This window comes from Mycolicibacterium lacusdiani (genome assembly GCF_021916785.1).
Classification (GTDB): domain Bacteria; phylum Actinomycetota; class Actinomycetes; order Mycobacteriales; family Mycobacteriaceae; genus Mycobacterium; species Mycobacterium lacusdiani.
Genome location: NZ_JAKCFC010000011.1, coordinates 75,027 through 87,353, shown reverse-complemented (window position 1 = coordinate 87,353; position 12,327 = coordinate 75,027). Strand labels below are relative to the sequence as shown.

The following is a 12,327-nucleotide window of genomic DNA, read 5'->3' as shown; positions in this document are numbered from 1 at the left end:
CCAGTCGACCCTGTTAGGGTCGAACGAGTTTGCCTTAGGGCTGTCGAGCACAGTGCTCGCCCGTAGGATAAGGAGCACGGTTTGAACCGCACTGTGGCGCTACGGTTTGCGGCGTGCGGGCTGATGGGCATTGGGGCTGCCCTTCTGATCGCCGCGCTGCTGCTGTCTACCTACACCAAGGGCAAGATCTCGAAGATCCCCCTCGACATCGACACGACACTGGTGGGTGAGGGCACGGGCACCGCCTTCGATCCCTCCTCGCTGGTGGCCGAGAAGTTCGTCGTCGACCGGGACGTTCCGCTGGTCATGCAGCAGGAGATCAGCGTCGAGGCACCCGCGAACGCCGACGTCGTCACGCTCCAGGTCGGCGACACGCTGCGTCGCACCGACAAGCAGCAGGACAACGGACTGATGCTGGCGATGGTCGACACGGTCACGCTCGACCGCAAGACGGCGCTCGCGGTGTCCAGCGACACCAATCCCGGCGGCGCCGTGCAGAAGCCGCGCAGCATCGAGGACGAGTCGCCTCCGACCAACGTCGCGCTGCCGCACGAGGGGCTGTCCTACCGCTTCCCGTTCGACACCGAGAAGAAGACGTACCCGTTCTTCGATCCGATCGCGCAGAAGGCGTACGACGCGAACTACGAGGGTGAAGAGGACGTCAACGGCCTCAACACCTACCGGTTCACGCAGAACGTCGGCTACGACGGCGACGACAATCTCGTCGACCCGATCAAGTACGCGTCGCTCTACGACAACGACGAGGACAGCCAGGTCACGGCGCGCGCCGAACTGTGGGGCCTGCCCGCCGACGATCCGGCCGATCCGATCACGATGGACCGCTTCTACGCCGCTCAGCGCACGTTCTGGGTGGACCCGGTGTCCGGCACCATCGTCAAGACCGAGGAGCACGGCTACCACTACTACGCACGTGACCCGCTCAAGCCCGAGGTCACGTTCGTCGACTACAACCTGACCTCCGACGAGGAAACCGTCGAGTCTCAGGTGGCCAGCGCCCGCGCCGAAGGCGACACCGTCGGACTGTGGGGCCGCATCCTGCCGATCACCTTCACCGCACTGGGGCTGCTCGCCCTGGTCGGTGGCGCGCTGCTCGGCGCGTTCACGCTGCGGGCCGAGTCCGCCCTGATCGACCCAGGTCTCGACGAAGCCGACCACGGTTTCTTCGGCAGACGCTCGGCCGACGACTCCGGGCCCATGCCCGCGGCTGAGGCGAAGACGGAGAAGCTGCCAACGCAGCGGCCGTCCGATTTGCCGCCGGACCGACCGGTCTGATCGCCCGCTCCTTCCGACGCTGGGCTGTGCCGGCCTGGTCGCTGGCACTGTCACTGCTGGTGATGGGGCCGCTCCTGGCCCCTGGTTACCTGCTGCTGCGCGACGCCGTGTCGACGCCGCGCTCCTACCTCACCGACGCCGCACTCGGCCTGTCCGAGGCCGCCCCGCGGGCCCTGCCGCAGGACTTCGCGGTCGCGGTGCTGTCATCTGTCGTCGACGGTGGCATGGTGGTCGAGGCGCTGCTGCTCGCCGGGCTGTGGCTCGCCGGCTGGGGGTCGGCACGCCTGGTCGCGACCGTGCTGCCCGACGCCGGTTTGCCCGGCCAGTTCGTCGCGTCGACGCTCGCCATCTGGAATCCCTACGTCGCCGAGCGGCTGCTGCAGGGGCATTGGAGTCTGCTCGTCGGGTACGGGTGTCTGCCCTGGGTGGCGGTCGCGGTGCTGCGCCTGCGCAGTGGCGACGGCAGCTGGTGGCCGCTGATCGGCTCCACCGCGGTGGCCGGGCTGACGCCGACCGGGCTGATGCTGGCCGCGACGGTCGCGCTGGTGTGCTGCGCGGCGCCGGGCACGGGCAGGCCGCGCTTGGCGTGCGCGGGTGTCGCGCTGGGCGCCGCGGTGCTGGGCGCTCTGCCGTGGCTCGTCGCCTCGACCGCAGGCGGCTCGCTGGCGTCGTCACCGGCGGTGGGGGTACAGGCATTCGCGGCGCGTGCCGAACCCGGCCTCGGCACGCTGGTGAGTCTCGCGGGGCTGGGCGGCATCTGGAACGGCGACGCGGTACCGGACTCGCGGACGACGGCGTTCGCGGTGGTGGCCACCGTGACGCTGCTGGCAGTGGTGGCGGTCGGCGTGCCCGTCCTGATCCGCCGTCCCGCCGCCGTGCCGCTGCTGGTGCTCGCGGTCGTCGCCGTCGTCGGCCCCGCTCTGATGGCGACGGGACCCGGCCTGGCCGCGGTCGAGTCGATCATGCGGGCCGTCCCCGGCCTCGGCGTGCTGCGCGACGGGCAGAAGTGGGTGGCGCTCGCGGTGCCCGGGTACGCGCTCGCGGCCGGGGCGGCGGTGGTGACGCTGCGCGACCGGATCCCGGCGGTCGCGACTGCGGCCGTGTGCTGCGCGGCGCTGCTGGCCGTGCTCCCCGACCTGGCCTGGGGCGTCGGCGGGAAGATGACCGCCGTGCGCTACCCCGCCGCCTGGCAGACCGTGGCCGCGGCGATCAACGCCGACCCGCGGCCCGTCGCCGTACTGCCGCCGGACAGCATGCGGGTGTTCCCGTGGTCGGGCGCCGCCCCGGTCCTCGACCCGCTGCCGCGGTGGGTGTCGGCCGACGTGCTGAGCACCGGCGACCTGGTGATCGGCGGGCAGACCATCCCCGGCGAGGGGAAACGGGCCCGCCAGGTACAGCGACTGCTGCTCGACGGCGCCGATGCCGCAACGCTTCGGCAGGCAGGCGTCGGGTGGGTGGTGGTCGAGGGACCCGCCCCGGCGCTGGACCTGCCGGTCGTGCACCGCGATGACGACCTCACGCTCTACCGGGTCGGCGGCGACCAGCCGCCTGCGGCGCACCGGGGCCTCCTGATCGGCGCGCATTTGGTGTGGGCGGGCGCGATCGTCGCCGCGGCGCTCGGTGCCGGGGTGACGGCGCTGCGGCGGAAACGCGTGACTCCGTAATCGTCGAGACTGCAGCCACGGTCGTTGATCCGCCCGAAAGACGACCATGACGGCAGTCTCGGCGAGCCGCGCTGCTAGACCAGCCCGCTGACCCTGCGTCCTGCGACGACCTCGTCGAGCACGGTGCGCATGGCATCGGCGCTGAGCCGCCAGGAGAACTCGCCGCTGCGCACCTGCGCCTTCAGACCGAGCTGCTCACGCTGGACGTGATCGCCGAGCAGCTGATCGAGGCGCGCGACGAGATCGTCGAGGTCGTCGACCAGCACGCCCGTCACACCGTCGACGATCGAGTCGGTCAGCCCGCCGGACGACCGGTAGCCCACCGTCGGCACCGCGTGCTGCGCGGCCTCGATGACCGCGAGCGCCCAGCCCTCCTTGCGCGACGGCAGAACGTGCACCCAGCAGCGCTGCAGCACCTCGTGTTTGGTCCGCTCCTCGACGTGACCGTGGAACGTCACCGCGCCGGTGATGCCGAGGCGGTCGGCGTGCGCGACGAGCTTGTCGTCCCACCAGCCACCCCCGAGCACCTCGAGCCTGAGATCCGGAACGGTTGGGAGCAGTCGCGCGACGGCGTCGAGCACGTCCTCGATCTGCTTGTGCGGCACCAGCCGGGACAGGACTGCGACGGTGGGCGTGGCCGACCGGGGCGCGGTCAGGGTGTCGGCGGGCGCCAGGTCGACGCCGTTGCGCACCACGGCGACCGCGGCGTGATCGACGCCGAGGTCGGTGAGGTCGCGGGCCGAGGGCAGCGACACCGTCACGTACTGACTCCCGCGGTGCACCCGGGGAGACAGCCTCGACTCGACGAACCAGCCGATCCGACTCAAGACCGGACCCGCCACCGGCCACTGCTCGCGGTGGCAGTGGTGGACTAGGACCACGGCGCGGCGGCCGAACACCAGCCGGGCCAGGAACGGGATGCCGTTCTGGGTGTCGATCACCACGTCGGGCCGGACGTGACGCAGCGGTCCGAACCCGAGGCGTGCGGCGATCATCGCGAACATGGCGAAGACGTAGACGGTGTAGGGCCCGCCCACCCGGTCTACGGTGACGCCGTCGACCACCTCGTGCCTGGGCGCACCGCGATACCGGGCCGTGCGAAGGGTGACGTCGACCCCGGAAGCGGCCAGCTGTGCGCCGATCCGCTGCAGGTAGGTCTCGCTGCCGCCGCCCTGGGGGTGTCCGACGTCGCGCCAGCACAGGAGCAGCACGGAGCGGAGCGGGTTCGGCGGGCAGCAGCGAAGCGACCCGGGGGATGGACTGGACGCGGACATTGGCTGCCAGGATAGTCGCTGGCTAACCGCACTCGATCGTCGAGTTGTGTCACGCAAGATCGGCTTCGAGCGTGGCGGTAACCGACGTTCGGCGGGAGTTCGGGAGCGGCGTCGGCCTAGTCTCGTCCGGGTGTCGGCTCTTGACGTGATCGCGCGCCAGGCGACGCTGCGACGCTCGGTGCGCCTGCTGGGCGAGTTCCGCTTCGAGCAGTCCGACCCGGCACGGTTCTACGGCGCGCTGGCCGACGACACCGTCGCGCTCGTCGAGGGCCTCTGGACCGGCGTGCACGGCGAGCAGCCAGAGGGCCGGACCGTCCTCGACGTGGGCGGTGGACCCGGGTACTTCGCCGACGCGTTCACCCGCGCCGGGATGCGCTACGTCGGCGTGGAGCCCGATCCGTCGGAGATGCACGCGGGCCCGGCGGGCGAACCCGGGGCGGGCACGTTCGTCCGCGCGTCGGGCACCGCGCTGCCGTTCGCCGACGACAGCGTCGACGTCTGCCTGTCCTCGAACGTCGCCGAACACGTCCGCGACCCATGGCGGCTCGGCGCCGAGATGCTGCGGGTGACGCGGCCCGGTGGGCTGGCAGTGCTGTCGTACACGGTGTGGCTGGGCCCGTTCGGCGGCCACGAGATGGGGCTGACGCACTACCTCGGCGGGGCGCGAGCGGCCGAGCGGTACACCCGCAGGCACGGCCACCGACCCAAGAACGACTACGGATCGTCGTTGTTCGAGGTGTCGGCGGCCGACGGCCTGGAGTGGGCGGCGAGCACGGGCGCACTGGTGGCGGCTTTTCCCCGCTACCACCCGCGATGGGCGTGGTGGATGGTCTGCGTGCCGGTCCTGCGGGAGTTCGCGGTGAGCAACCTGGTGCTGGTGTTGCAGCCGTCCTGAATCACTGAACTGCAACAGGTTCTCGTTTCGCGATCCGGTCGGTACTGTGACACACATGACACAGAGCACGGCGTTCAGAACCGAGTGGGACAAGCTGTTCATCGGCGGCAAGTGGGTCGAGCCGTCCACGACCGACGTCATCGAGGTGCACTCCCCGGCGACGGGCGAGTTGGTCGGCAAGGTGCCGCTGGCCGCCGAGGCCGACGTCAACGCCGCGTGCGCCGCGGCTCGCAAGGCATTCGACGAGGGCCCGTGGCCGCAGATGTCACCGCAGGAGCGGGCCGACGTGCTCGGCGCCGCGGTGAAGATCATGGAGGAGCGCGCCGACGAGCTGAAGTTCCTGCTCGGCGCCGAGACCGGCCAGCCGCCGACGATCGTCGACATGATGCAGTACGGCGCCGCGATGTCGGCGTTCCAGCACTACGCCGGTGCGGCCGACAAGTTCACCTGGCGCGACATCCGCGACGGCGTCTACGGCCAGACGATGGTCGTGCGCGAGCCGATCGGCGTCGTCGGCGCGGTCACCGCGTGGAACGTGCCGTTCTTCCTGGCCGCCAACAAGCTCGGACCTGCACTGCTGGCCGGCTGCACCATCGTGCTCAAGCCGGCGTCGGAGACACCCCTGTCGGTGTTCGCGATGGCCGAGATGTTCGCCGAGGCGGGCCTGCCCGAGGGCGTGCTGTCGATCGTGCCGGGTGGCCCGGAGACCGGGCGGGCGCTGACGTCGAACCCCGAACTGGACAAGTACACGTTCACCGGCAGCAGCGCGGTCGGCAAGGAGATCGCGAAGATCGCCGCCGAGAACCTCAAGGCCTGCACGCTGGAACTGGGCGGCAAGTCCGCGGCGATCATCCTCGAGGACGCCGACCTGGACTCCACGCTGCCGATGCTGGTGTTCTCGGGCCTGATGAACACCGGTCAGGCCTGTGTGGGTCAGACCCGCATCCTCGCGCCGCGGTCGCGCTACGACGAGGTCGTCGAGAAGCTGTCCGCCGCGGTCGCCGCGATGCCCGTCGGGCGGTCCGACGACGCAGGCGCGATGATCGGCCCGCTGATCTCGGAGAAGCAGCGCGAGCGCGTCGAGGGCTACATCAAGAAGGGCGTCGACGAGGGCGCCCGCATCGTCACCGGCGGCGGCCGTCCCGAGGGCCTCGACGACGGCTGGTTCGTGCAGCCGACGGTGTTCGCCGACGTCGACAACTCGATGGTCATCGCCCAGGAGGAGATCTTCGGGCCCGTCCTCGCGGTGATCCCCTACGACACCGAGGAGGACGCGATCCGCATCGCCAACGACTCGGTCTACGGGCTGGCGGGCAGCGTCTACACCACCGACAACGACAAGGCGATGAAGATCGCGTCGAAGATCCGCACGGGCACTTACGCGGTCAACATGTACGCGTTCGATCCCGGCGCGCCGTTCGGTGGCTACAAGAACTCGGGCATCGGCCGTGAGAACGGCTGGGAGGGCATCGAGTCCTACTGCGAGCAGAAGAGCATTCTGCTGCCGTTCGGCTACACCCCGGAGTAGCCCCGCACCACCTGCGCCGAACGTCGGTTACCGCCACGCTTTCCTCGAAAAACCGTGGCGGTAACCGACGTTCGCGGCGTTTCGGGGGTTAGAACGACGCCTCGGGCAGGTCCATCGCGGTGAGGTCGGCGGCCTCGACGAGCCGCCGGTCGGCGCCCAGGCGGGGTAGGACGTTCTTGGCGAAGAACCGGCCGACGGCCACCTTGCCCTCGTAGTACGCCCGGTCGCGTTCCGCCGGCGACCCGTCGAGCGCATCGAGGGCCACTTCGGCGCCGCGCAGCAGCAGCCACCCGATCACCAGGTCGCCGACGGCGAACAGGAAGCGCACCGACTCCAATCCGATGCGATACAGCTCTTGCGGGGTCTGCTGCGACTCCATCAGATACCCGGTCATGGTGACCACCATGGCCTGGACGTCGGCCAGCGCCGCGGCGAGCCGCGCCCGCACGTCGACCAATTCGGTTCGGCCCGAGTCACTTTCGAGGAACGCCTGGATCTGACCGGCCAAGTGTCCGAACGCGACGCCCTGGTCGCGGGCGATCTTGCGGAAGAAGAAGTCCTGGGCCTGGATCGCGGTGGTGCCCTCGTAGAGCGAGTCGATCTTGGCGTCGCGGATGTACTGCTCGATGGGGTAGTCCTGCAGGAAGCCGGAACCACCGAACGTCTGCAACGACTCGGTCAGCGTTTGGTACGCGCGCTCGGACCCGACGCCCTTGACGATCGGGAGCAGCAGGTCGTTGACGCGGTCGGCCAGCGCGGCGTCGGCGCCGGAGGCGATCGCTGCGGCCGACGGGTCCTGGTGCGCCGCGGTGTAGAGGTACAGGCTCCGCAGCCCCTCGGCGTAGGCCTTCTGCAGCATGAGAGCACGGCGCACGTCCGGGTGGTGCAGGATCGTGACGCGCGGGGCGGCCTTGTCCGTCATCTGGGTCATGTCGGCACCCTGGATGCGCGTCTTGGCGTAGTCCAGCGCGTTGAGGTAGCCGGTCGACAGCGTCGATATCGCCTTGGTGCCGACCATCATTCGGGCGTACTCGATGACCTTGAACATCTGCGCGATGCCGTTGTGGACGTCGCCGACCAGCCACCCGACGGCGGGGCGATCGTGCTGCCCGAGGGTCAGCTCGCACGTCGCCGAGACCTTGAGTCCCATCTTGTGTTCGAGGCCCGTGACGTAGACGCCGTTGCGCTCGCCGGGTTCGCCGGTCTCGGGATCGAAGTGGAACTTCGGCACCAGGAACAGGGACAACCCCTTGGTTCCCGGACCCGCTCCCTCCGGGCGGGCCAGCACCATGTGCACGATGTTCTCGAAAAGGTCGTCGGAGTCGCCCGAGGTGATGAACCGCTTGACCCCGTCGAGGTGCCACGTGCCGTCGGGCTGCTGCACCGCCTTGGTGCGGCCTGCCCCGACGTCGGAGCCGGCGTCGGGCTCGGTGAGCACCATCGTCGAACCCCAGTTGCGTTCGACAGCGGTTGTCGCCCAATGCTTCTGTCGGTCGTTGCCAATGTGGTAGAGGATGTCGGCGAAGACGGGTCCGGCGAGGTACATGAAGGCGGCAGGCTGGGCGCCCAACGCCAACTCGTTGACGGCCCACGTCACCATCGACGGTGCGGGAACGCCGCCGACTTCCTCGGACAGCCCGATGCGGAACCACTCGCCCTGCTGCCACGCCCGCACCGACTTCTTGAACGCCTCGGGCAGCGTGACGGCGTGGGTCTGCGGATCGAACGTCGGCGGATGCCGGTCGGCCTCGGCGAACGAGTCGGCCAGCGGCCCCTCCGCCTGCCGCGCCGCCTCGGCCAGCATCTCCTTGACCGAGTCGACGTCGAGGTCGCCGAACTCACCGCTGACCAGCACCTTCTCGAGGTCGAGCACCTCGAAGAGGTTGAACTCCAGATCGCGGACGTTGCTCTTGTAGTGGCCCATTTTCGCGCCTTTCGCCTTCGACTGCGGCTCAAGCGTAGACGCGATTACCCGTCGGTAACCAGCGAACCGGGCACCGGTGACTCGACCTGGCCGAATGGGGCAGGCCGGAAGGTCGGCACGAGCCGCACCAGGCGCTCCAGGTCGGCACCCGCTGCCATCACCGTGCGGTCGGGGCGGACGATCGCTGCGGTGGCGCGTCCCCGCCGCAGCCACGCGGCGAGTTCGCCTCCGGCGACGACGACCGACGCCCCACGCCGCGTCAGCAGGTCGCGCTGACGAGCGCTGGGGGCCGTCGCGGTGATGAACGCGAAGCCGCGGCCGATCTCGTCGTCGAGCCGACGATCGTTGCCCAACAACGGATTCGGGCACAGGGTGCCAGTCAGGCCGCGCCTGAGCCTCGGCGCGGCGACGTATCGGGACCGGCGCAGCGCCGGGGTGGCGCCGTCGGTGACCTTGGCCCGGATGCCGGGCAGCACGCCGAGGCGTGGCACCACCAGCCGGCGCAGCGCGTTGCCGAATCGGCCGCCCGCCGTCATGGACCAGCCGACGGCGAGGGCGAACGCAATCATCTGCGCTGCGTGCGCCTTGCGCTCCCTGGCATACGAGTCGAGCACGCTCGGCGGCTGGTCACCGTGGACGACTGCGGCGAGCTTCCAAGCGAGGTTGCTCGCGTCGCGCAGCCCCGCGCCCATGCCCTGGCCGATGAACGGCGGCGTGAGGTGCGCGGCGTCGCCGAGCAAGAACACCGGACCCCGGCTCCAGCGGTCGGCGATCTGCGCGCGGAACGTGTACTCGGCGACCCGGATCAACTCCAGCTCGCGCGCGTCGACGCCTCGGATCCACGGCGCGATCAGACCCGTGAGGGCACTGAGCCCATCGAAGTCCTCGGCGGTCTCGCCGTCGAGTAGTCGGAACTCCCACCGGTAGCGGGTGGCGCCGATGCGCATGTAGGTCGCCGCGCGCGCCGGGTCGCACACCTGGTGCACGCCGCCCCATTGGCCGAGGTCCGCCGCGGTCTCGATGTCGACGACCAGCCAGCGCTGCCGGAACCGCAGGTCCGTCATCGCGGCGCCGATCCGGTCCCGCACCAGACTGTTCGCGCCGTCGCAGCCCAGGACGTAATCGGCGTCGACGGCGTGCTCGACACCGGTCGAACGGTCGGCGTAGGTGACGCGCATCTGGCCGCGGTCCGAGGCGGTGACGTCGGTGACCTCGACGCCGCCGATCAGCGACGCATGACGGTGGCGCGCCAGGTTGGCGCGCAGCACTGCCTCGAGCTCGGGCTGGTCGAACATGTTGGCCTGCGCGTAACCGTGCACGCCGACGCGGGTGTCGCGACGGAATTCGACGAGCACGCGGTGGGCATCGTCGACCAACCGCAGCCCGTGCGCGGGTCTGGAGATCTCCGCGAACTCGTCGGCGACGCCGAGCCGGGCCAGGATGCGCACGACCTCGTCGTCCATGTGCACCGCCCGGGGTTGCGGGTAGACCGCCGACCACCGGTCGAGCACCAACGTCTCGACGCCGTACTGGGCGAGCAGCGTGGCCGCCGTGACGCCCGTCGGCCCGGCACCGATGACGACGACCGGAACGCGCCGCACGGCAACGGGACTCACGCGAAGGCGACGGGGGTGCGTTGCACCCCCAGATCGATCGAGCCGTCGTCGGTGGCCACGCGGGCTTCGATCACGTCGCCGTTCTGCAGGTACTTCGGGTTGGCGGCCTGGCGCTTGAAGAACACCTTCCACTTGACCGCGGGCGGTAGCAGCGAACCGATGATTTCGATGGGCTTGGGCGGGGCGCTGAGCGCGGTGCCGACTGGGGTTCCGGTGAGGATGAGGTCGCCGGCGCTGAGGTCCTGGAACCGGATCAGCGATTGCAATGCCTGCAGCGGCCGGTAGAGCATGTCGCCCTCGACGAGTGCGTTCTGGCGCTCCTCGCCGTTGACCGAGAGTCGCAGCCGCAGGTCCGCGAAGCGCGCGAGTTCCCCGGCGTCGAGCAGCACCAGCGCGGGACCCACGGGCGTGAAGGTCGGGTACGACTTCGCCTCGTAGAACTGCGTTTGGGGCAGTTGGATGTCGCGGGCCGACACGTCGTTGGTGATGACGAGTCCGGCCACGATCTCGGACAGGGTGGCCTCGGTGATCGACGTGCCGACGGGAACCTCCCGGCCGATCACCAGCCCGATCTCGACCTCGTAGTCGAGCAGCCGGACGTGCGCGGGCTTGACGACGTCGTCGACCGGACCGCTGATCGACGCCGAGGACTTGCGAAAGAAGGTCAGCGGCACCGTCTTCGGGTCCATGCCTGCGTCCCGGACGTGGGACTCGAAGTTGGTCATCTGCGCGATGACGCGGCACGGCTTGGTGACCGGGGACAGCAGCGCCAGGGTGGCGACGTCCACGGTGTCGGCGCTCGCGGCGGCGGCGGTGACGGCGGCGCGATCGGCCAGCAGTTCCGCGGTGGTGGCGGCGGTGGTGTCGACGCGGGCGGCGCCTGCGGCCGTGCGGACCCACCAGGCGTCGGCGGTACGGAGGACGGTGATCGTCACGAGGTGGCTACTTTCAACAGGCCGACGAGGCGGCGGGCGGTGAACTCGTTGTCGTCGCGCAGCGCACTGAGCATCGAAACCAGCTCGTGGCGTGCGGATCTGGGGTCGGTCCCCAGGAAGTCCTTGGAGACGGGCGGCCCCCACTGCGAGAGCCCAGTCGCGGTGAACGGTGCCCAGCCCGGCGCCACGTCGGCGTCGAACGCGTCGCCATCGGCGAAGTGCTCGACCAGGAATCCGTCGGGATCGCGCCAGTAGTCGAACAATTGACTGCCCTGAATGTGGCGGCCGATGCCCCACGATCGGGTGTAGCCGCGCTCGGCGAGGTACTCCCCGCCCGCGGCCAGCGCGTCGAGGTCGGCGACCTGATAGGCCGAGTGCACGTAGCGGTTGGCGGGTCCGAGCGCCAGCGCCAGGGTGTGGTGATCGGCGGGCGTGGCACCCCTGTCGCAGCGGACGAAGCTCATCGTGGGCCCGCGGTCGCGTTGACCGGGGAAGAAGAGGAAGTCGCTGACGATCATGCCGAGGTTGTCGAGGTACCAGTTCAGGGTCTGGCGGTACTTGGTCGACTGCAGGACGACGTGGCCCAGGCGTTGGACGCGTGCCGGGACCCGGCGCGGCCGCTGGGTGGCGTTGACGCGCCGGACGTCGCGGCCGGTGTTCAGGAGCAAGGGCTCCTGGGCAGGCAGGGGTGGCAGCGCGTGCGTGCCCGCGACGACGCGCACCGGGACGCCACTGGGGTCGACGAGGTCGACCGACAGGCCACCGATGCTCTCGGGCAGTGCACGCGTGGGGGCGCTCAGTGCGTCGGCCAGGCGCAGCACGTCGATCTCGTCGTCGGCGGCGAAGGCGACGCCCGCAAAGCGCGACCGGGCGCCGCGTCGGACGATGACGCAGGGCGCGCCGGGTTCGGTGCCGCGAAGCTGTAGCTCGGTCGGGCTGCTCAGCACGGTGTGGAAGCCGAACGCCCGCGCGAACGCCTCGGTCCGCATCAGGTCGGGCTTCTCGAACTCCAGCCAGGCGATGTCGCGGACCTTGATCACCGGATTGCGGGACCGGCCCGGGTGTTCGCCCCGGTGCGCGCCCTGCTCGCTGTGCAGACCGGTGTGGGTGTCCCTGGTGTGGATCCCATGCGTGTCAGTCATCGCTCGCCACCTCCTGACGAAATCGTCACATACGACGCTGCTCTCAGTCAAGGGAA

9 protein-coding genes are annotated in these 12,327 nt (G+C 70.1%); 4 read left to right on the top strand and 5 right to left on the bottom strand.

Translation table 11 applies throughout. The features are described 5' to 3' along the window. Nucleotides 1–81: 81 nt before the first annotated feature. A complete protein-coding gene (gene pgfA, locus LOK44_RS25510) occupies nucleotides 82–1,293 on the top strand; it encodes a cell envelope lipid trafficking protein PgfA (protein ID WP_237572887.1) in 1,212 nt (403 codons plus the stop codon). A gap of 26 nt (nucleotides 1,294–1,319) precedes the next feature. Beyond that, nucleotides 1,320–2,957: an MmpA family trehalose lipid delivery protein gene (locus tag LOK44_RS25505; protein ID WP_504928334.1), complete on the top strand. Its 1,638-nt coding sequence runs from the start codon at nucleotides 1,320–1,322 to the stop codon at nucleotides 2,955–2,957. A 74-nt stretch (nucleotides 2,958–3,031) separates the two neighbouring features. On the opposite strand, the gene LOK44_RS25500 is transcribed toward LOK44_RS25505, so the two are convergent. After that, complete coding sequence (locus LOK44_RS25500; RefSeq protein WP_237572886.1) at nucleotides 3,032–4,231, bottom strand: glycosyltransferase family 4 protein; 1,200 nt, start codon at nucleotides 4,229–4,231, stop codon at nucleotides 3,032–3,034. A 130-nt stretch (nucleotides 4,232–4,361) separates the two neighbouring features. Between LOK44_RS25500 and LOK44_RS25495 the strand changes: the two genes are divergently transcribed. Further along, the gene (locus tag LOK44_RS25495; protein WP_237572885.1) at nucleotides 4,362–5,126 is read left to right on the top strand and encodes a class I SAM-dependent methyltransferase; all 765 of its coding nucleotides are present in this window, start codon (nucleotides 4,362–4,364) and stop codon (nucleotides 5,124–5,126) included. A gap of 55 nt (nucleotides 5,127–5,181) precedes the next feature. Beyond that, nucleotides 5,182–6,654, top strand: coding sequence for an aldehyde dehydrogenase (locus tag LOK44_RS25490; protein ID WP_237572884.1), 1,473 nt, complete (start codon nucleotides 5,182–5,184; stop codon nucleotides 6,652–6,654). An 88-nt stretch (nucleotides 6,655–6,742) separates the two neighbouring features. Here LOK44_RS25490 and LOK44_RS25485 read toward each other — a convergent pair whose 3' ends face one another. From LOK44_RS25485 to LOK44_RS25470, 4 genes are read right to left on the bottom strand one after another with little or no spacing between them, the layout of a single operon-like run. Next, nucleotides 6,743–8,578, bottom strand: coding sequence for an acyl-CoA dehydrogenase (locus LOK44_RS25485; RefSeq protein ID WP_237572883.1), 1,836 nt, complete (start codon nucleotides 8,576–8,578; stop codon nucleotides 6,743–6,745). A gap of 44 nt (nucleotides 8,579–8,622) precedes the next feature. Beyond that, complete coding sequence (gene mhpA, locus LOK44_RS25480; RefSeq protein WP_237572882.1) at nucleotides 8,623–10,194, bottom strand: bifunctional 3-(3-hydroxy-phenyl)propionate/3-hydroxycinnamic acid hydroxylase MhpA; 1,572 nt, start codon at nucleotides 10,192–10,194, stop codon at nucleotides 8,623–8,625. Then, nucleotides 10,191–11,129 (bottom strand): fumarylacetoacetate hydrolase family protein, encoded by a 939-nt coding sequence (locus LOK44_RS25475; RefSeq protein ID WP_237572881.1) that lies wholly within the window; start codon nucleotides 11,127–11,129, stop codon nucleotides 10,191–10,193. Before LOK44_RS25475 ends, mhpA begins: the two co-directional genes overlap by 4 nt. Then, nucleotides 11,126–12,271: a VOC family protein gene (locus tag LOK44_RS25470; RefSeq protein WP_237572880.1), complete on the bottom strand. Its 1,146-nt coding sequence runs from the start codon at nucleotides 12,269–12,271 to the stop codon at nucleotides 11,126–11,128. The genes LOK44_RS25475 and LOK44_RS25470 overlap by 4 nt, the downstream gene beginning before the upstream one ends. Between the last annotated feature and the right edge of the window lie 56 nt (nucleotides 12,272–12,327).